This window comes from Faecalispora jeddahensis (assembly GCF_000577335.1).
Lineage (GTDB): Bacteria > Bacillota > Clostridia > Oscillospirales > Acutalibacteraceae > Faecalispora > Faecalispora jeddahensis.
Window position 1 is genome coordinate 16,415 of sequence record NZ_CBYL010000006.1, and the last position, 22,696, is coordinate 39,110.

18 protein-coding genes are annotated in these 22,696 nt (G+C 56.4%); 1 reads left to right on the forward strand and 17 read right to left on the reverse strand.

Annotated elements, in window-relative coordinates; genetic code table 11:
• Window positions 1-80 precede the first annotated feature (80 nt).
• The 12 genes from TY09_RS03675 to TY09_RS03730 form a co-directional block, all read right to left on the reverse strand.
• On the reverse strand, window positions 81-1,109 hold the full coding sequence (locus TY09_RS03675; RefSeq protein ID WP_042431328.1) for an elongator complex protein 3: 1,029 nt from the start codon (window positions 1,107-1,109) through the stop codon (window positions 81-83).
• Window positions 1,106-1,795: a ribonuclease III gene (gene rnc, locus TY09_RS03680; RefSeq protein WP_009064051.1), complete on the reverse strand. Its 690-nt coding sequence runs from the start codon at window positions 1,793-1,795 to the stop codon at window positions 1,106-1,108. The genes TY09_RS03675 and rnc overlap by 4 nt, the downstream gene beginning before the upstream one ends.
• Window positions 1,796-1,834: 39 nt before the next feature.
• Complete coding sequence (gene plsX, locus TY09_RS03685; protein WP_009064203.1) at window positions 1,835-2,827, reverse strand: phosphate acyltransferase PlsX; 993 nt, start codon at window positions 2,825-2,827, stop codon at window positions 1,835-1,837.
• On the reverse strand, window positions 2,811-4,157 hold the full coding sequence (gene trmFO, locus TY09_RS03690; RefSeq protein ID WP_042431330.1) for a methylenetetrahydrofolate--tRNA-(uracil(54)-C(5))-methyltransferase (FADH(2)-oxidizing) TrmFO: 1,347 nt from the start codon (window positions 4,155-4,157) through the stop codon (window positions 2,811-2,813). Before trmFO ends, plsX begins: the two co-directional genes overlap by 17 nt.
• On the reverse strand, window positions 4,154-6,235 hold the full coding sequence (gene topA / locus TY09_RS03695) for a type I DNA topoisomerase (RefSeq protein ID WP_009064086.1): 2,082 nt from the start codon (window positions 6,233-6,235) through the stop codon (window positions 4,154-4,156). The genes trmFO and topA overlap by 4 nt, the downstream gene beginning before the upstream one ends.
• Window positions 6,236-6,402: 167 nt before the next feature.
• Complete coding sequence (dprA, locus tag TY09_RS03700; protein ID WP_042431333.1) at window positions 6,403-7,701, reverse strand: DNA-processing protein DprA; 1,299 nt, start codon at window positions 7,699-7,701, stop codon at window positions 6,403-6,405.
• Complete coding sequence (locus TY09_RS03705; protein WP_042431335.1) at window positions 7,698-8,510, reverse strand: TrmH family RNA methyltransferase; 813 nt, start codon at window positions 8,508-8,510, stop codon at window positions 7,698-7,700. The genes dprA and TY09_RS03705 overlap by 4 nt, the downstream gene beginning before the upstream one ends.
• Window positions 8,511-8,585: 75 nt before the next feature.
• Window positions 8,586-8,939 carry a 50S ribosomal protein L20 gene (rplT, locus tag TY09_RS03710; RefSeq protein WP_042431337.1) on the reverse strand — a complete coding sequence of 118 codons (354 nt, stop codon included), beginning with the start codon at window positions 8,937-8,939 and terminating at the stop codon, window positions 8,586-8,588.
• Window positions 8,940-8,996: 57 nt separating this feature from the next.
• Window positions 8,997-9,194, reverse strand: a complete 198-nt coding sequence (gene rpmI, locus TY09_RS03715; protein ID WP_009063558.1) for a 50S ribosomal protein L35 — start codon at window positions 9,192-9,194, stop codon at window positions 8,997-8,999.
• Window positions 9,195-9,218: 24 nt separating this feature from the next.
• On the reverse strand, window positions 9,219-9,689 hold the full coding sequence (gene infC / locus TY09_RS03720) for a translation initiation factor IF-3 (protein ID WP_020073183.1): 471 nt from the start codon (window positions 9,687-9,689) through the stop codon (window positions 9,219-9,221).
• Between the two features lie 268 nt (window positions 9,690-9,957).
• The gene (addA, locus tag TY09_RS03725) at window positions 9,958-13,527 is read right to left on the reverse strand and encodes a helicase-exonuclease AddAB subunit AddA (RefSeq protein WP_042431340.1); all 3,570 of its coding nucleotides are present in this window, start codon (window positions 13,525-13,527) and stop codon (window positions 9,958-9,960) included.
• Window positions 13,520-16,870 carry a PD-(D/E)XK nuclease family protein gene (locus TY09_RS03730; RefSeq protein ID WP_042431342.1) on the reverse strand — a complete coding sequence of 1,117 codons (3,351 nt, stop codon included), beginning with the start codon at window positions 16,868-16,870 and terminating at the stop codon, window positions 13,520-13,522. Before TY09_RS03730 ends, addA begins: the two co-directional genes overlap by 8 nt.
• A gap of 386 nt (window positions 16,871-17,256) precedes the next feature.
• Between TY09_RS03730 and TY09_RS03735 the strand changes: the two genes are divergently transcribed.
• The gene (locus TY09_RS03735; RefSeq protein ID WP_042431344.1) at window positions 17,257-17,964 is read left to right on the forward strand and encodes a class I SAM-dependent methyltransferase; all 708 of its coding nucleotides are present in this window, start codon (window positions 17,257-17,259) and stop codon (window positions 17,962-17,964) included.
• Between the two features lie 166 nt (window positions 17,965-18,130).
• Here TY09_RS03735 and spoIIR read toward each other — a convergent pair whose 3' ends face one another.
• The 5 genes from spoIIR to TY09_RS03760 form a co-directional block, all read right to left on the reverse strand.
• Window positions 18,131-18,772 (reverse strand): stage II sporulation protein R, encoded by a 642-nt coding sequence (spoIIR, locus tag TY09_RS03740; protein ID WP_242841429.1) that lies wholly within the window; start codon window positions 18,770-18,772, stop codon window positions 18,131-18,133.
• 123 nt (window positions 18,773-18,895) lie between these two features.
• On the reverse strand, window positions 18,896-19,765 hold the full coding sequence (ispE, locus tag TY09_RS03745) for a 4-(cytidine 5'-diphospho)-2-C-methyl-D-erythritol kinase (protein WP_042431346.1): 870 nt from the start codon (window positions 19,763-19,765) through the stop codon (window positions 18,896-18,898).
• 103 nt (window positions 19,766-19,868) lie between these two features.
• Entirely contained in the window at window positions 19,869-21,044 is a 1,176-nt protein-coding gene (locus tag TY09_RS03750; protein ID WP_009063808.1) for an aminotransferase class I/II-fold pyridoxal phosphate-dependent enzyme, read from the reverse strand.
• Complete coding sequence (locus TY09_RS03755) at window positions 21,038-21,520, reverse strand: Lrp/AsnC family transcriptional regulator (protein WP_009063729.1); 483 nt, start codon at window positions 21,518-21,520, stop codon at window positions 21,038-21,040. Before TY09_RS03755 ends, TY09_RS03750 begins: the two co-directional genes overlap by 7 nt.
• A 53-nt stretch (window positions 21,521-21,573) precedes the next feature.
• Window positions 21,574-22,389 (reverse strand): histidinol-phosphatase HisJ family protein, encoded by an 816-nt coding sequence (locus tag TY09_RS03760; protein WP_009063495.1) that lies wholly within the window; start codon window positions 22,387-22,389, stop codon window positions 21,574-21,576.
• Window positions 22,390-22,696 lie beyond the last annotated feature (307 nt).

A 22,696-nucleotide genomic window follows, 5' to 3' on the forward strand; every position in this document is an offset into this window, starting at 1 on the left:
GATAAAGTACGGCGATTTCTTCTCCGCCTGCGGCGCGGAAGAAATCGGCAGCTTTTTCAAAGCGGTTCTTCACTCTTATTTTACTCTTTCGCCGGAAACTCGTTATCCTGAGAAAAGGTCAGAAATTCAGATGAGCTTACTGACGGGTTAGGCACCACGCGCGCCTGGTAGCCTCGTCGGGAGAGCTCCAGCAGATTGCACCGGCTCTGCCCCACCGCCTTGGAAACCCACTGCGGTGAGACGTGGATTTCGACACGCCCCGGCAAAATTCGCTCCTGTTCCAGAAAAGCAAGAAGCCGGCGCAGAAAGAGCCTGCTTTCGCAAAGCTCGCGGAACGCCGGGTGCCAAGGCCCCGCAACGCGGTCACGCTGCATTTCAGGCGAGCTGTGAAGCCCAAGGCGGATCACCGGAATAGAATGTTTCCCAAAAAACTCAAGCAGGTCACAGCACAGCTCCACGGTTTCTTTTAGACCCATCGGAACATATTCGCCCGACTGGTATCTAAGAGCCAGCTCCGTGCCCTTCATCACAACGGTGGGATAAATCCGCACACAGTCCGGACGAAGCTCGGCAAAATCCCGCGCCGTCTGCATCGCGCCCGCGGCAGTGTCGCCCCAAAGGCCCGTCATCATCTGAAGGCCAAGGGAAAAGCCCGCGCTTTGAATCAGCCTTGATGCCTGGCGTACCTGCTGCGCCGTATGGCCGCGCCGGTTGCGCTGCAGCACGCTGTCATCCATGCTTTGCGCGCCTAGCTCGATCGTCGTGACCCCGTACCGGGAAAGCAACTCCAGCACCTCTTCATCAATCGCATCGGGCCGGGTGGAAATGCGGATTCCCGAGAAAACCCCATCCCTGACAGAAGGAGCGGCGGCTTCCAGCAAAGCGAGCATATCGCCTCGGTCGATTGCTGTAAAGCTGCCGCCGAAAAAAGCAATTTCTGCGAAACGGCTTTTTTCTTTCAGATTTTCTTCGGCTGTTTTCAGGGTTCTAAGAACCTCATCCGGCGTGGGGAGCCGTTCCTGGCCCGTGATGCTGTTCTGGCTGCAGAAGGAGCAGCGCTGCGGACAGCCCGCATGGGGAACAAAGATCGCCACATTTGCGTGCTTCAATAGCCCATCAGCTCCAGCGCTTCGCGGGCAGCCTGCTGCTCCGCCTCTTTCTTGCTGCGCCCGCCGCCCTTGCCGATCACGTTGCTGTTGAGACATACCTCAACGGTAAAGTGCTTGTCATGGTCGGGGCCGCTTTCGCCGATCAGCACATACTCGAGCTGCTCTTCGGGATTCTGCTGGATGATCTCCTGCAAAGAGGTTTTATAATCCTTAAACGCTTTGGGCCGGGAGGTTTGCAGAACCGGCAGAACAAAGCGCAAAATGAATTCCCTCGCTTTTTCCAATCCGGCATCCAGATAGATCGCGGCGATCAAGGCCTCAAACGCATCCGCGAGAATCGACGACCGCTGGCGCCCGCCGGAATTCTGCTCGCCGCGGCTGAGCAGAAGATACTCCCCCAGCCCCAGCTGGCGGGAAAATCCGCACAGCGCCTTTTCGCATACCAACGCCGCACGGTTCTTCGTCAGCTCGCCCTCCGGCAGATTCGGGCAGTGCTTAAACAGGTAATCCGCCACCACGATGCTCAGCACGGAATCGCCCAAAAACTCCAGACGCTCGTTGCTGTGTCCGCCCGATTTCACCTCATTTGCATAAGAGGAATGGGTCATGGCGGTAATCAGATATTGCGGGTTTTGAAAATGGTATTGCAGTTTTTCTTCTAAATCTTTGAAGCTCGGCCTTTGCATACGCACACTCCTTCCCTCATCCTACTTTGAGATATCGTACTACTCCTGATCGGAGATGGCACGCTTGATTTCCTCTGTTACATTCTTTTCCACATAGGCCTTGGTCAAACGCAGGGCGCTTTCCACCGTGCGCGCCTTAGCACTGCCGTGTACCTTGAACACCGGCTTCGATGCACCGATCACCGGCGCGCCGCCGTATTCATTGTAATCCATGGATTTTTTCAGCGCGGTCATGTCCCCCAGAAGCAATGCTGTCGCCATTTTGTTTTTGGGGTTCTTGGTGAACACTTCCTTAAACTTGCCCATGACCATCGAGACAACACCCTCAAACATTTTCAGGATGATGTTGCCGGTAAAGCCATCCGCCACCACAACGTCCGCGCCGTCGTTCGAAATATCACGCGCCTCGATGTTGCCGATAAAGTTCAGCTTGGACTCCTTGAGCATGGCGAACGCCTGATGCTGCAGCTCGCCGCCCTTATGATCCTCCGTACCGACATTCGCAAGCGCGACGCGGGGATCTTTCACGCCGATCACCTTATCGAGGTAAATGGAGCCCATAATGCCGAACTGCAAAAGCATTTCGGGGCGGCAGTCTACATTGGCGCCGCTGTCGATGAGCATAAAGAAGCCCTTGCTGCCGGGTACCATGGGGGCAAAGGCAACGCGTTTGATCCCCTTGATGCGCTTGACGATCATGGTGGCGCCAACCACCAACGCACCGCTGTTGCCCGCGGACACAAAGGCGTCGCCCTTACCCTCGGCAACCAGGCGCAGTCCCTCCGCCATGGAGGAATCTTTCTTTTCCTTCATGATCGCGCCCGCATGGTCCTCCATCGTAAGCGCCTGAGGGGCATCGAAAATTTCCATGCGCTCCAGAGAAATCTGGTTTTCTTCGGCAACCTGTCGGATTTCGTCTTCCCGGCCCGTGAGAATGATATCGATGTCCAGACTTTTGACAGCGGCCTCACAGCCTTTCAGGATTTCAAGCGGCGCATTGTCGCCCCCGAACGCATCAACAATGATTTTCATCGGAAAAACCTCCCATCACAGCAACGTCTTTCTTGATATATGGTAGAAGCATGTCCAAAGATCGCTGTGCCAATGCCTCGTACCGTTCTCTTTTATCACGAATTTGTTTTTCAAAAGGCGGAAGAATCCCAAAATTCGCCCCCATGGGCTGAAAATGCGCCGGATCGCATTCCACCAGGTACCGGCTCAGCGCACCGATCATCGTTTCGCGCGGCAGAATCACGGTATCCTGCCCCAGCAGACGCTGTACGGCGTTCCACCCGGCCATCAGCCCGGAGGCCGCGGATTCCATGTAGCCCTCCACTCCGGTAAGCTGGCCCGCGAAAAACAGATTCGGGTCCGCTTTCAGGCTGAAATCGGAGTACAGGATCTTCGGCGAATTGACAAACGTGTTGCGGTGCATCACACCATAGCGGACAAAATCGGCATTTTTCAGCGCGGGGATCAGCCCGAACACCCGTTTTTGCTCCGGGAATTTCAGGTTGGTCTGAAAGCCCACCAGATTATACAGAGTTGCGGCGGCGTTCTCGCGGCGAAGCTGAACCACCGCCCAGGGGCGGTGCCCCGTTTTGGGGTCGCGCAGACCGACCGGCTTGAGCGGCCCGAAACGCAGCGTATCGCGCCCGCGCCCGGCCATCACCTCTACCGGCATGCAGCCCTCGTACACCTTGGGGTCGGCCACATCAAAGCCGTGCACCGGCGCGCGTTCAGCGGATACCAGCGCGTCATAAAACTGTTCATATTCCTCTTTGTTCATCGGGCAGTTCAGATACGCGTCGTCGCCTCCCTTGTCATACCGCGAGGCGGAAAAGCACGCGTCCATGTCAAGGCTTTCTGCCGTGACAATGGGCGCGGCAGCGTCGTAAAAGCTGAGGCTGCCGGCGCAGAAGATCGCAATGTCATCCGCAAGGGCCTGCGCCGTGAGCGGCCCGGTGGCAACCACGCGGATGCCGCCGTCCGGGATGCTCTGCACCTCTTCCGTGTGAACGCGGATCAAAGGGTGACTGCGGATCTGCTCGGTAACAAGCGCGGAAAAAATGTCGCGGTCTACCGCCAGCGCTCCGCCGGCCGGCACGCGGGCCTTGTCCGCACACTGCATCAGCAAAGAGCCCAGACGGCGCATTTCCTCTTTCAGCAGACCGGCGGCACTGGAAACCCGCTCGGCCTTGAGCGAATTGGAACAAATCAGCTCTGCAAAGCCGGGGTTTTTGTGGGCGGGAGTGTAGTGAACCGGCTTCATTTCGTACAAATCCACCTTGATTCCCCGAGAGGCAATCTGCCAGGCCGCCTCACAACCGGCCAGACCGGCCCCTATGACAGATATTTTCATTGTTCTTCCACTTTCTCATAGCCGCAGTCAGGCGTTACACAATACAGCTTCGGTGTTTTTCCTTTTTTGCGCAGCAGCGTTTTGCCGCACCGCGGGCACTTCTCCATGGTGGGCTCATCCCAAGAAACAAAATCGCACTTGGGGTATTCGCTGCAGCCATAGAACACACGGCCCTTTTTGGTCTTCTTCACAACGACCTTGCCGCCGCACTTGGGGCATTCCGCGCCGTTTTCCACGACGAGCTTCTTCACATTCTTGCACTCGGGGTACCCGGGGCAGGCCAGGAACTTGCCGTAGCGCCCCACCTTGACCACCATATGCCGTCCGCATTTTTCACAGATGACGTCGGTTTCGTCCTCTTTGAGCTGAATTTTGACCCCTTCCATATCCTCTTTGGCCTTTTTCAGAGTCTTTTCAAAATCGCCGTAGAAATTGTGCAGGGTCTGCACCCAATCGGTTTCGCCGCTCTGAACGGTGTCCAGATCCTTTTCCACCTGCGCGGTGAATTTGACGTTGACGATCTTCGGGAAGCGCTCGCGCATCAGCTGCGTGGTAACCTCCCCCAGCTCGGTGGGGTGCAGCGCTTTTCCGTCGCGCACAACGTATTCACGGCTCGTGATGGTGGAAATGGTCGCGGCGTAGGTAGACGGGCGGCCGATTCCGTTTTCTTCCAGCGCCTTGATCAGCGACGCTTCCGTGTAGCGCGGCGGCGGCTGAGTAAAGTGCTGGTTGCCGGCAAGCTCTTTCTTTTTGAGCGGCATATCCTGCGTCAGCACGGGCAACGCACCGCCCTGCTCGGTTTCTTCATCCTTGCCCTCTTCGTACAGCACGGTAAAGCCGTCGAACGTGACGGTATAGCCGGAGGCCTTAAAGAGGTACTCCCCAGCGGTAATATCCGCCTGCGTTGTGCTTTGCAGGCAGTTGGCCATCTGGCAGGCGATGAAGCGCTCCCAGATCAGCTTATATAGTCTATACTGGTCATTGGTCAGGCTGTTTTTGACCTGTTCGGGCGTAATGCTGGGAGTAGAGGGGCGAATCGCCTCATGACCGTCCTGTGCATTGGCCTTTGTTTTAAAGTGACGGGGGGCATCCGGCAGATACTTTTTGCCCCAGCGCTCTTCAATATAGGCCGTGGCATCGTGGATCGCATCCTCCGAAATACGCAGCGAGTCCGTTCTCATATAGGTGATCAGACCGATGGCGCCCATGCCCTCGATCTCAACGCCCTCGTACAGCTCCTGAGCCGCCTTCATCGTGCGGCGGGCCTGAAAGCCCAGCTTGCGCGAGGCCTCCTGCTGCAGGGTAGAGGTAATAAACGGCGGCGCGGGGGATTTTTTGCGCGAACCCTTTTTCACCTTAGAGACGAAGAATTCCGCGTTTTCAAGGCTTTTCAGGATTTCATCCGCCTGCTGCTGATTGGTGATCTTGATTTTTCCGTTGGCATCCCCATAGAAGGCCGCAGCAAACGCTTTTCGCTCTCCCTTCGGGATCAGCTTTGCGTCGATGCTCCAGTATTCCTCCGGCACAAAGGCACGGATTTCCTCTTCCCTGTCAACGACAAGGCGGACAGCGACGGACTGCACGCGGCCCGCGGAAAGCCCGCGACGGATTTTCTGCGACAAAAACGGGCTGAGCTTATAGCCCACCAGGCGATCCAGAATTCTGCGGGCCTGCTGGGCGTTGACCAAATCCAGATCGATGGAGCGGGGATGCTCCATTCCGTTTGTGATGCCGGTCTTTGTGATTTCATTAAAGGTAATGCGGTTTTGCAGAGTGGTATCGAGATCCAGAATATAGGCAAGGTGCCAGGAGATTGCCTCTCCCTCACGATCAGGGTCGGTTGCGAGCAATACGGATTCACTTTTTTCCGCCGCGCTCTTCAGCTCCTGAACCAGCTTTTCCTTTCCTTTGATAATCTCATACTTGGGTTTAAAGTCGTTCTTTATATCCACGCTCAAACGGTTCTCCTGCAGGTCGCGAACATGTCCCATCGATGCGACGACTTCGTAACCGGAGCCTAAATACTTTTTGATTGTTTTTGCCTTGGCAGGTGACTCAACAATCACCAGTTTTGACATATAGAAACCACCTCTTTCTTTTAAGATTGTATCCACTCAAATGGATTAACGCAAGGGGGCAGAGAAAAATAAATGGAAATTACTGCCACCTACAGACCATTAAGCACTGTGAAAGCCGGCTGAAATCAGACGGTTTTCACAAAGCTTACCATAAATAAATTAATTTGTCACGAGCAGCAATACCTTCCGCCGCCAAGAGGACGCACACGGCCAAGGAGCTCCAGCTCCGTCAGGGCTGCCAGTACGCGCTGCGGGGCAAGTCCGCTTTGCTGCCCCAGAACAGCCAGATGAACCGCTTCCTTCGTCAGCAGGGAATCGAGCAGTATGGCGTCCTCCGACGCATCTGCCGCCGTCAGCGGCAGTTTCGGCTGAGGCTCGGGTAACTCACGATCGAAAGAGCCGTGCGGCAGATCGGAAAGCAAATCGGGGATATCCTCGGAAATCAGCTCGGAAAAAGCGTTTGCTTTCTGCCGTTGCGGAGCCTTTCGTTTCACCGCGGCAGGCTGTACCACCTGTGCAGGACGGCGTTCGGGAATCACGGCAAACGGCACATCGGGATTTTCGCGGCCGGACATCCGTATTTTCCCCGGAAAACGGTCAAGGTACTGCTCCAAAAGCTCTGCGGCGCTGCTGACCGGCACCGCACCGTTTTTGATCAGCGTATTGACCCCGCGCGAAACGGGGTTATCGATTCCGCAGGGAACCGCGAAAACGTCGCGCCCCTGTTCCAGGGCCAGATCCGCCGTGATCAGGGAGCCGCTTTTCGCGGCAGCCTCCACCACCAGAACACCGCAGGAAAGGCCGGAGATAATCCGGTTGCGGATCGGGAACGCGGCTTTAGAGCCGGGCATATCGGGCGGGTATTCTGAAATCACCGCGCCGCTTTCGGCAATCCAGTCCCGCAGACCGGCGTTTTCCATCAGATACGGATAATCCAGGCCGCAGCCCAGCACGCAGACTGTTTTGCCCTGCGCCTGCAGCGCGCCCTTGTGGGCCGCCGTATCGATTCCGCGCGCACCGCCGCTGATTACAATTGTACCCGCGCGGGCCAGCTGATAGGAAAGGGAAAAAGCGATTTTCTTGCCGGAGATGGTCGCGTCGCGCGTGCCGACCATCGCGATGGCAGGCATCTCATCTACCGCGGGAAGCTGCCCTTTGACATACAACACGCAGGGCGGATTTGCGATTTCCCATAAAGAGCGGGGATATTCCTCCTCTTCAGGCGTCAGCAGACGGATGCCCGACTTCTCGCAGCAGTCGATGATCTGCTGGGCGTCCTGCGGGGTAAAAGCGCGCAGAGCGCTCAGCTCCCGCGCGGTAAAAAAGCCCTGAAGCTTCCAGAACTGCGGGCCGGCCTCCCAGAATTCCCGCAAGCCGGTACAGCAGGAAAGAACACGGCTGACCTTGCCGCTGCCCGCGCCAAGGCCATGCTGAAGCCACACCCAGAAAGCTGTTTCGCAACTCATTCCAATCTCCCCCGCGTTCTCATGATCTCCCACATCAGGATGGCGGCGCTCGATGCCGCGTTCAGGGATTCGGCTCTTCCGAGCATCGGGATGGTAACGCGCGCTTCGCAGGCGGCGATGGCCTCCTGTGACAGTCCCGCGCCCTCGTTCCCCACAGCCAGCAGAACGGCGGGAGGAAAAGAAACCCGGGTGATCGGTAAAGCATCCTCCGCGGGAACGGCTGCGGCGGTAAAAAAGCCCTGCTCACGCAAACGGCGCACACAAAGTGCAAGGTCTTCCTCAAAATAAAGAGGCAGACGGAACACCGCGCCCATACCGGCGCGCAGCGCCTTCGCGCCGTAAGGGTCGCAGCAGGAACCGGCCAGCACCACTCCCGAAACGCCGAGCGCTTCCGCTGTGCGCAGAACCGCCCCGAGATTCGACGGGTCCTGAATTTCCTCCAGCGCAAGGTAGCAGCTGCTCTGCCCAAGCTCTGCCGCGGCGGTACGCTTAGGCAGCTCCGCCGTGCAGTACACGCCCTGCGGCTGACGGGTATCGCTTAAAAGCTCCGCCACCGAATCGGCAATCTGATACATCTGCTCCGCCTTCGGGAAAATCCGTTCCAGATAAGAAGCGTACTTTTCCCCCGCCCGCTCCGTGTAGAACACGCCATGGATCAAAAGACCGCTGTCGGCCGCATCGGCGCACAGACGCGCGCCTTCCGCGAGAAAGGTGTTCTGCTCCCGTCGAAAGGAAGCGGAATCCCGCAGCCTTGCGGCAGTCTTTATTATTTCATTTTTTCGGCTGGTAATCGCCTGGCAGGGCATCATTTGTATTCTCCAGATCAAATTATTTGAAATCAAAAATATGCGCCCGGGTCACGACCCGGGCGCAATCACAGCTTATTATAAGGCCGCTTTCGCCTTCTCTACCAGAGCCTGGAAGGCCGTTTCATCAGAAACAGCGATTTCGGACAGCATCTTGCGGTTGAGGGTAATGTTCGCTTTTTTGAGGCCGTTCATAAAAGAGGAGTAATTCACGCCGTTCATTTTGCAGGCGGCGGAAATACGGGTGATCCACAGGCGGCGGAAATCTCTCTTTCTATGCTTACGGCCGATGTAGGCGTAATTGCCGGACTTCATAACGGCCTGTTTGGCCATTTTAAAATGCTTGCTCTTCGCACCCCAGTAGCCTTTTGCAAGCTTTAATACCTTTTTTCTTCTTTTGCGTGTTGCCAACGCACCTTTCACACGAGCCATGATCTGTTACCTCCAAATATATGGTCAAAATAAGATTCTTTTCTTAGGGTTGCTTCCTTATTTATAGGGCAGCATTTTCTTAACCTTCGCCACATTGGTAACGTCGGTCACAGTGGTCTGGCGCAGAACTCTCTTACGCTTTGTGGACTTCTTGTTCAAAATATGAGATTTGAACGCGTGACCGCGGATCACTTTTCCGTTCTTGGAAATTTTGAAGCGCTTTTTTGCGCCGGAATGCGTCTTGATTTTAGGCATAACAGTTGCCCCTCCTTAAAATAATTACTTCGTGGGTTTTGGAGCAAGGAACATCAGCATATTGCGCCCCTCGAGCTTAGACGGTTTCTCTACGTTCGCGATTTCGGAACACGCCTGCGCAAATTTCTGCATGATCTGATGCCCCTGTTCCGGGTGGCCCATTTCACGGCCACGGAAGCGGATCGACACCTTTACCTTGTCCCCATCCTGTAAAAAGCGGGTTGCATGGCCCACTTTCGTATTAAAGTCATGGGTATCGATATTCAGAGAAAGGCGAATCTCTTTAATATCTACGACATGCTGATTTTTTCTCGCTTCTTTGTCACGCTTGGCCTGCTCAAAGCGGAATTTGCCGTAATCGATGATCTTGCACACCGGAGGCTTAGCCTGCGGGGCAATTTTCACCAGATCCATATTGCTTTCCGCCGCCTTTGCCATGGCCTGCGCGATCGGCATAACACCCAGCTGAGCGCCGTCCTTATCTACGACACGCACTTCTTTATCCCGAATCTCTTCGTTGATCTGCAGTTCCTTGTTGCTAATTGGTAAGCACCTCCAAAATACGTTTCAGGCTAACAAAAAGCGCGGACAGAATTCTCCATCCGCGCATCAATACCAAATCACACGCTTTCCCAAAAGGAAAAGCACCGATGTATTGACCCATGACGGACGAAACCCCATAGGTGAGGACAAAATTTTGCCCTGCTTTGTTTACAGACAATATTATAGCAACCGTATTTTCTTTTGTCAAGAAAAATTTAGTTCAGAGCGCAAGGCCGGTTTCCCCCGGCGCGTTCAGTTCGCCCGTTACTATCCGATCCAAAGAGAACGAGTACAGCATGCACTCCTTTACCGGCAGCTCCAGCACACGCTCCACAGCGAGCCTGTACAGCGCCAGCTGAACGCGGTAGCGATTCCACAGTTCTTCCGGGGAAGCGGCGCGGTCTGTTTTGTAATCGATGATCACGGCGCCGTCCGGCTCGACAAACGCACAGTCCACCGCGCCCTGCAAAATCACCTGCTGCTCTGCGGGAACATCCGCTTTCAGCAGAGAGGCGGGAATTTCCACCGTAAAGCGAAGCTCGCGGTAGCTTTGCTCGGATGCGAGCATCCTCTTTGCGACCGGGCTTTGAAAGAACGTAGACACGTGGCGCAAATCCACCGCGTTCGCTTCCTCCTCCGACAAAAAGCCGCCGGATTTCAGGCGCTCCAGCTCCTGCTGCGGGCTTTCGGCTGCCGCGGAATAATCGGCAAACTGCATGTAATGGTGCAGTGCCGTACCACGCTCCGCCGGGGTAAGTCCCGCTTTCCCCAAAAATGCGGGGCGCGACAGGATTTCGTAATCCTCCCCCGCACTCTCTGCCGCAAGCTCAGAAGCGGACACCTTGGCCGGTACCCCGAACAGCACCGCGTCGGGGTACACAAAGTCGATTTCCCGGGTGATGCGGGCAAGCAGCTCCGGATCCGGTGGTGGAACCGCCAAAACGGATTCCTCCTGCTCCGGTCCTTCCTCCAAATCCGGCGCGGGCAGAACACGGATTTCCCACGGCTGGCCGGGACAATCCGCAATCAGCTCGCCGCTGCACAGGGCGCGGTCGCGCAGGGCCCCGCCGCTCGGGTGACGTAGAGCGCAGGAAAGAATCCAGTCTGAAATGCTCGATGCCGAACGCACTACATAAGGCGAAATCCGCTCCTGTGCCGTAAGCTGCGGCGCGAGGGACGCCAGCGTTCCGTTCAGGTCACGCACCGTGGTCAGCAGAATCAGCTTCTCCCGGGCGCGGGTCATGGCGACATACAGCACGCGCAGCTCCTCGGACATCGACTGCCGCTCCTGCTCGAGCGCGATCGCCTCCCGCGGCAGGGTGGTTACGCGGGCCAGCCCGCCCTGCTCCTTGCGCTTGATGCCAAGGCCCAGCTCCGGGTGCAGCAAAGCGTCGCCGCGCTCCTTATTGAAACGGCGCGAGCACCCGGCCAGAATACAGACGGGGAATTCGAGCCCCTTCGATTTATGGATGCTCATGATGCGCACCACGTTCGAGGCTTCTGAAATCGTGGAGGCTCCGGGCAAATCGCCGTTCTGCTCCTGCAACCGGTCGATGAAGCGGATAAAGCCCGAAAGGCCGTTATAGCCTGACGCCTCGTACTTTTTCGCGTACTCCATGAGCAATTGAAGGTTAGAAAGGCGCTGCTCGCCGTTCGTCATGGCCTGCACCAGCGTGAGATACCCTGTCTTCTGATAGATGGCGTTCAGCAGACGGTCGGACGGAAGCGTGGCCGCGAGGGAACGGAAACCATCGAGCTCTTCGATGACCCCGGCGGCGCGGGCTTCCCCCGATTTGGCGCACTCGCTCAGCGCCAGATACAGCGCAGCTTTTGGCAGGCGCAGGCGCACCGCGCTCAGCTCATCCGGCGTAAAGCCATAGATCGGGCTCATCAGCACCGAAAGCAAAGGGATATCCTGCACCGGGTTATCAACCACACGCAAAAGGGATAGAATCGCGGAAATCTCCGGCGCTTCAAAAAATCCGCTGGAGGAATCCGCCCAGGCGGGCACCCCGCACAATTGCAGCTCGCGCGCGTAACGGGCGGCATACTGGTTCGCGCTGCGCAGTAAAATGCAGAAGTCGCGGAACACCGCTTTCCGCTGCACCCCGTTTTCCGTCACCTGAAAGCCCTGTGCCATCAGCTGTAAAATGGTTTCGGCAATATGACGGCTTTCCAGCAGCTCCATCGCATCGTCAGAGCCTTCGCCCATCGACAGGTCGAGAATATCGAGCCGGGTTTCGCAGCCCTCCTGCAGCGGGTACGACGCACCGGCCACGAGAAGCTCTTTGCCGCTGTATTCCACATCCCCGGCCTGTGAGGACATCAGCTGCCCAAACACAAAATTCACCGCGTCGGTCACGGTAGAGCGGGAACGGAAATTCTGGTCGAGCACAATACAGGCCGGGTAACGGTTTTGCTTGCGGCCGTATTCGGCAAAATCGGCGCGCCTCTGCAGAAAGATGCGGGGCATCGCCTGGCGGAAGCTGTAAATGCTCTGTTTCACGTCGCCGACCATAAACAGATTTTCTTCCTTTTGCGAGATCGCGCGGAACAATAGATCCTGCGCCTCATTTGTATCCTGATATTCATCCACCATGATTTCATCGAAGCGGCGGGAAAGCTCCAGCGCTTCTTCGGTTCGCTCGTAGCCGTTTTCCGTCTCGCGCACGAGAAGGCGCAGCGCCCAGTGCTCCAGATCACCAAAATCCGCAAGGCGGCGCTCGGCTTTCATCTGGTCAAGCGAACGCGAAAATGCCGTCACAACGGCAAACAGCTGTTCCACAACGGGGGACAGCGCGCGCAGATCGTCGGCACAGTCCTGCAAAGTAGCGGAGAACAGCGCCGCAAGCTTTTTCACAGTGGATTTCACTTCGTCGCGGCAGGCCGAAAGGCGCAGCTTCAAAGGGTCCTCCGCGTAGCCGCGCACCGGTTTTAAGCGGGCAAACGCGAAATTCGCGGCGAGCTCGCCCACATTGTCCCATTCCCGCTGCTGCGCCGCGCGGTACAAAGCGGAAAGGCCCGAAAGATCGGACTGGTACGCTTCGGTATATGCTGCCGAAAGCTTTTCGTCAGCCTGCATCGATTCCAGCGAATCCCGCACCAGCGAAAGGCAGTAATCGCAGGCCTCCTGTGCAAAAAAGAGCAGACACGCCCCCCAGGGGGTATCCTGTACCGGAACAGCGCCGGAATACATTTCTGCCTTTTCGCGCAGCCAGCGCTCCGGGAATGGATGGGAACGGATGAAATCGTATAACTGATTCACCGCGCGGATCAAGCGGCTGTCGTCGCGGTCGGAACTGAACGCTTCGACCAGCTCGTAAAAATCGGGATTCGCTGCGGCGTAGCAGTCTTCCAGCACCTGCGTGATCGCTTCACCGCGCAGGATAGACATTTCCCCCTCGTCGGCAATGCGAAAATCGTGGGAGATATTGAGCTTGTAGAAATTCTCGCGCACCAGCTCACTGCAAAAGCTGTGTACCGTGCTGATGTGCGCGCCGCCCAGCAGAATCTGCTGCCGCTGCAGCGCCGTGTTCGAGGGGTCCTCCGCCAGCATGCGGGAGAGCTGCTGGGCAATCCGCTCGCGCATTTCCGCCGCAGCAGCCTTGGTGAAGGTAACGACCAGAAGGCGGTCGGCGTCACTGGGATTTTGCTCGTCCGTAATGCGCTCGATCACCCGCTGCACCAGCACGGCTGTTTTGCCGGAACCGGCCGCAGCCGATACCAGAAGCGTGCCGCCTCTGGCGTGAATCGCGTCCGCCTGCGCGGACGTCCAGCTTCGTTCAGCCATTTTCGTCCCCCTCCTTCCCCGTTTCTTCTTTTAAAATCTGCCGGAGCGTTTCCGTCTTATCCAGCCGCAGGCAGTCCCGCCCGCCGTCGGCATCCTCATGGCCGCACACGGCAAAATACGGGCAGTACTGGCAGGCGTTGTGCTCACCCGTCAGCGGAAGAGCGGCAACGTCGCCCCCGTGCAGGGTCTGCACCATCTGCCCCGTAAGGTCTTTGATATATTCCATCACTCCATCAAGCTGCGGAGCATTTACAATCGATTCGGTTTTTGCGGGCTTGCCGTCTTTGAGCGCAACGGGGATATATTTGCCCTCTGCCTGCTCCTCCATCCCCTGAATCACACGGGAATCGTCGAGCAGAAGACCATTCATGCGCAGCTTCTTTTCGACAGCCGCTTCAAGGGCTTCGATCGACTGCCCTTTCGCTGCGGAAATCACAGGGCGCACGGCGGGCATGTACAAAATCCCCGCAGGGCAAAAGCGCCCGTTCTGAATCAGTGCCGCAAGGTAGATCAGCATTTGCAGGTTGACCCCATACAGCACGTCCGACAGGCGGAACTCCTTTTTCCCTGTTTTATAGTCGATGATGCGGACATATTTCACCCCGTCGAGCTCCATAATGTCCACACGGTCGATTTTCCCCTCGACGGTTGCGGTTTCGCCGTTCGGCAAAGTGATTTTGAGCGGCGGGAACTCCCCGCCCTCTTTCAGCTCCAGCTCAAACGCCGCGGGCTGGAATTTGCTCTGGGCCAGCTCCTTCGCGATGTGTGAAATCACCACCTGTGCGGAATCTGCAATGCGGGCCACAAGAAAGCGGAAGCGGGGGCTTTTATCCTCCGCGCCGCCGAGCTGTTCTTCTACATAGCGCTCGATACAGGATAAAATAAGCTGTTTCAGCTCTTCCGCCCCGAGTGCCGAAAGGGCGTGGGCTCCCTGCTCCCGCAGAAGATGCTCAAGCAGGTAATGGATCAAACTACCATATTCCAGCGCGTTCAGCTCCGCCGGGCGGCGCTCCTTTGCGCCGAGACCGTAGCGGCAGAAATACTGGAACCGGCACAGATGGTATGATTCAATCTGCGTGGCGGAAATGTGGCGCATCTGTTCAAACAACATCCGCGCACGCACGGGATTTTCAAAGGCAGCCGGCGCGCGCTCATGCACCCGGCGCAGAGCGGCCATTCGCTCCGCATAGCCCTCCCGGCGGGAAAACAGCTCTTTTAATGTGGAGGACAGCACGGACGACTGTCCCCAGAGCCGCGCCGTCATTTCAAAGGCGGGCTGCTCGCTGTTGGCGAATGATTCCTCCGGCAGCAGGTAGCGGCTTTGAACCGGTACATCCGGCAATATGGAGCGGATTTCACTCACGATGGACGACGGCGCTTTCGCCGCGCCGTCCATATCCGCCGCCGGGTAGGTGACGAACAACCGCTCGGTCGGGGCGGCCATGACGGTGTAAGCCATCAGACGCTCCTCCATGGAGGAATCCTCCATCGTGCCGTTCAGCGGCAGGCCCATCTGAATCAGAGCGCGGCGCTCCTCGTCGCTGAACACGCCGTCCGGCGACGGGTTGCGCGGGAATTCCCCCTGCACCGCGCCCAAAAGGAACACGACCTTGGGGTCTGCCGGGCGGGAACGATCCGCCGCCCCCACCGTGACCTCGTCAAGCCCCTGCGGGATGCTCCCGATCGTGCCGGAGGCAATCACAAGGCGCAAAAGCTCGCCAAAGCGCTGCGCTGTGAGGACTCGTCCTTTCAGCACCAGCGCCATCTGGTCGAGGATCTGCATCAGAAGCTCCCACAGCCGGAACTGCCGGTCTGCCAGCTCTGGTTCTCCCATTTCTTTCATCCTGCGGCACATCTGTTTGACATGCTCCGGCACATCGAGCGCCAGCAGAAAACGGTACACCGCGCGGGCCGACGTTTCTCCGTCCGCCATGCGCACGGAATCGGCAAATTGACGCAGCGGCGCAATGATGCGCTCCCGCAGCTCGTTGATCTGCGAAAGCTGCTGCGCATCCTGCTCCGTCAGCTCGCCGGCAAAGCCGCGGGGGTGCCGCGACCAAGGCTCGAGCCACTCCCTGCCGGAAAGCTTCCACAAAAAGACATAGTTTTCGATTAATGAAATCTCTTCCGCCGTGTACCCGCAAAGCCCTGTTTTCAGGCACGCAAACACATCGTCGGAGCGGTACCCCGAACGCGCCGCCTGCAACGCACACAGCACAAGGCGCATCAGCGGTTCGGTATCGATCGCACGGGGGTCATCCATAAAATAAGGGATGTCCCACCGCTCGAGCGCGGCATCCAGATTGCTGCGGTATGCCTCAGGCGAGCGGGCCAGAATAGTGAAATCACGGTAACGGTACCCTTCCGCCATCACCATGCGGCGGATGGTCATCGCGACATAGGCCGCTTCATCGTAAGTACTGCGGGCGGCATACAGTGCCACATCGCCTGTGTCCCCCCGCAGAGGGATACGGCGGCCGCGGTATGCGCCTTCCTCCACCGCGCGAATCCCCGCGCCGTGAAAGCGAACGCCCGGCTCCAGCGTAACAGGAGCCGCCACCGCAACGGAATTCTGCCGCGCAAGGCGCATCAGGCTGCGCGCCGTTTGGTACACCGGGGTAAACAGGCTCATTTCCGCATCCGCCTGTCGGGGCCCGTCAGCACACAGGGCGACCGTTACCTCTTTGGCCTGACAGAGCGCGAGCTCCAGAATGCCCAGCTCCTGTGCGGTAAAGCTCTTGAAGGAATCCACGAACACGGTGTAGCCCTCAAAAAAGCGGTGAGCACGCAGTACCTCTTTTAACCGGGTCAGATCATCCTGCGGGTCCAGGTAGCTCTGCGCCACCAACGCCTCATACGCCGACAGAATCAGCGAAAGCTCTTTCATCTTTTCCCGCAGGGTGCCGTCTTCCAACTGTTCCGCCGCACGGGACAGCTCCTGCGGAGCGACAGCGCACATTTTCAGCTCCGCCGAAGCAGTCAGCATCATGCTGACCAGCTCGGGAGTCTGGGTATGTTTCTGGTACAGCGGCAGGTGATCCGCCGTCTGCTCCAGCGCAAGGCTCATCAGAATGCTGCGCCCGCCGTCGTCGAGCCGTTTGCCGCAGCACCCGCCAAAACGACGGAACGCTGCGTCCGCCAAGCGGGTGAAGCTGACTACCTCTACCTCCGCGGCACGGCGCGGCCCCAAAAGGCGCAGCATGGCGCGCTCGCTTTCAAAAGAAAATTGCTCCGGCACCAGAAGCATCAGCTTTTGTTCTCCCTGCTCGGCCAGCCGGTGCAGCTCCTTCCGGACAAAATGTGTTTTTCCGCTCCCGGAGCGCCCGAACAGCAGATGAAGCAACCCAATCCCCCATTTCGTAAAGTGCAAGCCTGCTAAAGGAGCACTTTTCATTTAAATATTGATTATAGCATAAAAGAGCCTTGAAAAAAAGCGTGTGAAAGATCGTAAACCGCTCACACCGAAAGAACCCCGAAGCTTTCTTTGAAACATTCCATTCACTGTTGACAAAATCTTTGGAACGCAGTAAGGTACAAATGGTACTTCCACGATTTACCAAACAACAGATACCCGGGAACCTATTTCGATGCAGCAGTTCTTTTAGTTAGATTCCGCTAACTAAAAGAGGGCGATTCGCTCCCGCTGTATCTGCTCTGAGTAAAAATCGGCAAACGAACTTCCGCGCGGCCCGATTGATTCGGCAGCCGCATTGGGAAAGGAGAAGCAATATGAGACATGAAGAAATCAAAACGGCTTATCAATCTTTGGGCAAAGAGGCGACCCTGTATGACGGGATGATCACCTGCTCTACCCTGCCCGGCAAGCTGATCTGCGGGCTGGTATGGAAGATGAACAAGCCCCGGAATGATCATTATCTGGATCTGGCTCTTTCGGGCATACCGGAGGATTTTTCCGGCAGAATGCTGGAGGTTCCGGTGGGAACCGGCGTTCTGACCATGCCGGTGTACCGGACGCTGCCCAAAGCGGACATCACCTGCCTGGATTATTCCACCGCTATGATGGAAACCGCGCAGCGCCGGGCGGCCGCGGCCGGGCTTTCCAACGTTCATTTTATGCAGGGCGATGTCGGAAACCTCCCGTTCAGCGACAATACCTTTGATCTTGTGCTTTCTCTGAACGGCTTTCACGCATTCCCCTCAAAGGAAGCAGCCTACCGCGAAACCTTCCGGGTGTTAAAGCCCGGCGGAATTTTCTGCGGCTGCTTTTACATTCAGGGCGAGCAAAGCCGAACCGACTGGTTTATTGAGAAGCTGTACGTGCCGAAGGGCTTCTTCACCCCGCCGTTTGAAACCGCAGCCAGCCTTGAAAACAGGCTGAAACAACGATATGCCGAGGTAACGGTAACCGCAGTCGGCTCCATGGGGTGCTTTTGCTGTGTCAAAGGGTCGGAAGATACGATTACGCACAAATCATAAAAATTCAGATAGATTCCTTACTCTTTAACAAGTGTGTCATCTGAAATAGAACGACAAAAAGCATTCCCTTGCAGCTAACTGCAAAGGGAATGCTTTTTTTGAAGGAATCCGGTAAATCGAGCTTTCGGATCGATGCGATTCACCGGGTTACCGAAAGGTCTGTCCTTTATTTTCCGGCTGCCCAGTTTTTGAACTGTTCGTACAGCTCGAGTGATTTAAAACGGATTTCGTATTGCCCGGTGACGATCTCCATCTGCTGAGGGTTCAGCACATCGTCGAGCTCTTCTTTTTCTTCAGCGGCGGGCAGGCACATGGGCGGGAACATCACGCACCACCAGTTTTTCCCCTGCGCCTGACCGATCGTCACGCGCAGCGCATCGTAGGTGCCGGCCGGCAGCGTAACCTGCTGATAATGCCGCGTAGTAAAATAGATGTTTTCCAGTTCGACATCCACCGGGTACTGATACCCGCGCTGTGCGATTTCCTCAGCGGCCGCGGCTTTGAGCCGGGGCATATTCTGCCGCACTACCTGTTCCGCTTCCTTGCGGTCGGTAATGCCGTCGAGCATCCCGGCGGATTCGGTCAAAATGCGGTTGCGTACATAGAGCTTCAGCTCCTGATCCTCGGATGTATCGGAATTGGCCAGCACATGCAGGCGCAGAACATGGTTCGGGATATCTTCACATTGCCGTGCAAAGGAAAAAAATGAAGTAAAGGAGCAGGCAACAGTAAGTACAAACGCGATGATCAGCGCTTTTTCTATGTTCTTTAATTTCAGAGAATTCTGAGTGGTATTCAAAAAGGTCATCTCCTTCTTTATGTTAACCAAAGGATTGTCCTCTTTTTTTCGATTTATACGCACGAACCAAGAAAAAAATAAAAAACAGTATCTTTCCCCACCTTTTAGGGGAAAGATACCTGACATAGATTTTTATTCAGCGCCGACCGGCTCGCAGACAAAAACATGACGATATTTTTTTCGCAGCTCTTCCCGGCACTGCTCTGCCGGCACACGCTCTGAAAAAACGCCGAACACCGCCGAGCCGCTCCCGGTCATGCAGGCGCCAAGCGCTCCCATACGCAGCAGGGCCTGCCGAAGCTCTTCGATCTGCGGCTCCGGCAGCGCCAGCAAAAACGAATTGCCGAGGCTGCCCGCGATCAGGGGCAGTTCGCCAGTCTCCAGTGCTTTTATCATCACCGGGGTATAGCGCGGATAGGACGCGCCGTCGCGATCCGCCTGCGCAAACGCCGCGGCGGTACTGACGCTGACAGAGGGCTTGCACACAACAAAAAAGCACTGCGGCATCGAGGAAAGAGGAGTTAAAACCTCGCCGATCCCCTCGGCCCGCATGGTGCCGCCCCGAAGGCAGAACGGAACATCTGCCCCAATTTTCAGGCCCAGCGCGCACAGCTCATCCATTGTAAAGCCGGCATCGTAGATCCGATTCATCGCGCGCAGCACGGCGGCGGCGTCGGCGCTGCCCCCGCCCATCCCCGCCTGATCGGGAATCCGTTTTAACATCCGGATTTGAATTCCGCCGTTTGGCAGATGCGCCGCCTGATAAAACAGGTGCGCGGCCCTTTGTACCGTATTTTCCTCCCCGCAGGGAATCCCCGCCCGGTCGCAGAGCAGATCAACTCCCGGAGTTTGAGTCGGCGTGAGCAGCAAAGTATCATAAACGGAAACGGTCTGCATCACCATATCCAGCAGATGATAGCCGTCCGCACGGCGTCCCAGTATATCGAGTGTCAGATTCAGCTTTGCCGTTGCATAAACACAAATCGGCCGCCCCGTCTGCATGAAGTATTCCCCCATTCTTCCCCGCAAAAAGACGGCTTTGCCCGCCGCACCCGTAAGGCGGGAGCCGCGCGCAAAACCGTTGGATGATTCCGCACAAGCAGAATTATTTGAGCGTACCCAAAAAGCGCTCGATCCGTTTGAGGGCCTCGGTGATATTCGGAATCGAGTTGGAATAAGCAACCCGGGCAAAGCCCTCGCCGCAGTCGCCAAACGCGTTGCCGGGTACAATCGCAACCTTCTCCGCGTAAATCAGGCGCTCGCAGAACTCCTCTGAACTGAGGCCGCTGCTCTTGATGCAGGGGAACACATAAAACGCTCCCTCGGGCTCAAAGCAGGTCAGGCCAAGCGAATTGAGGCCATCTACAATCAATCGGCGGCGCATATCGTATTGGGAACGCATCTCCTCAATATCGTCGTCGCCATTTTTGAGCGCTTCAATCGCCGCATACTGCGACATGGTGGGCGCGCTCATAATGCCGTACTGGTGCAGCTTTGTCATCTGGGCGATGATCGCCGTCGGCCCCATGGCAAAGCCGAGGCGCCAGCCGGTCATGGCATACGCCTTAGAGAAGCCGTTGATCAGGATCGTGCGCTCTTTCATGCCGTCGATAGCGGCAAAACTGACGTGGGGCGTATCGCCATAGGTCAGCTCGCTGTAAATTTCATCGGAAATCACCATCAGGTTATGTTCTTTGACAACCGCCGCGATTTCTTCCAGATGCTCGCGGCGCATGACGGCGCCGGTGGGGTTATTCGGGAAAGGCAGAACCAAGACTTTTGTCTTCGGGGTGATCTTGGCGCGCAGCTCCTCGGCGGTTAAGCGGAAATCATTTTCCGCCTTCGTTTCAAGAATCACCGGAACACCGCCGGCCATCTGCGCCAGCGGCACATAACAGACAAAGCTCGGCTCGGGGATAAGAACCTCGTCGCCGGGGTTCACAAGCGAGCGCAGGCTCGCGTCGATCGCTTCGGAGCCGCCGACGGTGACCACGACGTCCGTTGCGGGGTCGTATTCCACCTGGTATTTGCGGGCAACCCACTTGCAGATCTCCTGACGCAGCTCCATAAAGCCGCGGTTCGGGCTGTACCAGGTCTTCCCCTTTTCCAGCGTCTGAATCCCGGCCTGGCGCACATGCCAGGGGGTGGAAAAGTCAGGCTCGCCGATAGAAAGGGAAATCACGTCGTCCATTTCACTTGCAATATCGAAAAACTTTCGGATTCCCGAAGGCTTGAGCGACTGCAGCTGTTGATTCATCACAGATTGATAATCGATCACCATACACACCCCGTTCTTTGGTCTTTGTCTTCTCCAGAGTGAAGAACAACCCCTCCGTCTTTATACCGGGTCAAAATAAAGTGGGTGGCCGTAGAGACAACAGAATCCAGCGCAGCCAGGCGATTCATGACGAACAGCGCCACTTCCTGCATCGATTTTCCGTGAACAATCACCGCAAGATCATACCCGCCGGACATCAGGTAGACGCTCTCTACCTCATCAAAGCTCATCACGCGGTCTGCAACCTCATCAAAGCCGCGGTCCGGCTTCGGCACGACCTTCAGCTCAATCAGAGCCGTGACTTTATTCTGGTCGACCTTCTCCCAGTCAATCAGCGCGCGGTAGCCTTTGATCACACCCTGCTTTTCATACTGTTCGATTGCTTCATTGACCTTTTCCTGCGTTGTGTCGAGCATTGCTGCGAGCTGCGCAGGGGTCAGTCTGGCATTTTCACTTAAAAGAGCTAACAATTTTTCCATTATAGTTCCTCCTTAAATTTTCTGAACAGTTCGCGGGATTGACCCTGCGCTGTTTATTCGATTGGCAGCAATACGGGCTCGCGCCCAACGTAGATGGTGAACCGGTCAAACCCGGCCTGCAAAAGCAGAGACAGTCCGGTTTCCACCCCGGCGCCGATGTCCCCCCAGCGGTGCGCGTCGGAGCCGATGGTCACATACTTTCCGCCCATCTGGCGGAAGCGCCGGATCACGTCTGGCGGCGGCAGGGTCTGCCCCAGCTTCTGCCGCAGGCCGGAGGTGTTAAGCTCCAGCGCCTTGTGGTTCTGAACCAGCAGACTGAGGATTTCGTCGATGACCTCGCCGTGATCCGGGTAAAGCTGGGCCGGAATGCCCTTATCGCCCGTAATGTATCGGTAGGGGTAAGTAAGATGTGCCAGAGAATCAAAACCGTCCCAGCGCACCATCTCGAGGATTTCATCAAAATAACGTGTGAGAAGCTCGTTGACATCCTGGTGATCGTAGTCGAGGAAATAAAAATCCTCCATCCCGGCCAAATTATGGAGAGAGGCCAGAACGAAGTCAAAACCGCAGGTAGTCAGAACATCCTGTGCCGCCTTTACATCCTGCAGGGGCTGGCCGAGCTCAACGCCCGCGTACACCCGCAGACGGCCCTGAAAAACCGCGGCGGCCTTTTTGGCCTCGAAGTAAGACTGGCGCACGGAACGGTCGTATTCTTCCTTATAATATTCATTGCACTCGCAGTGATCCGTCAGGGCAACGGCATACAGGCCCTGGCGCTGTGCAGCCTCGCACATCATCATGGCCGGGTCTTCCGCGTCGCGGGAGCAATCGCTGTGCAGATGACAATCGGAAAAATATCTGTATTTCAAAACTCTGCTGCCTCCAGTCTCTGATTGCCCGCATCTGATGCTTATCTTCTATCAAAACAGGCAAAGGATTTGGTATCTTTCCCGCCTGCAGCGGGAGAAAGATACCTGTGCTTCCCTTTTTCCTTGCGGACAACAGGGATACTTCTTGGCGATTTTTATTATCTTAGCATAAATCAATCAAAAAAGACAGTTTTTCCTCTAAATTTTTTCAAAGTCGAAATTTAGTCTTAATAGTTTTTTTCTTAACGCGCTTGATGCCGAAAACGACTTGACATACCAATGTTTCTACTTCATAATAAAATGCATC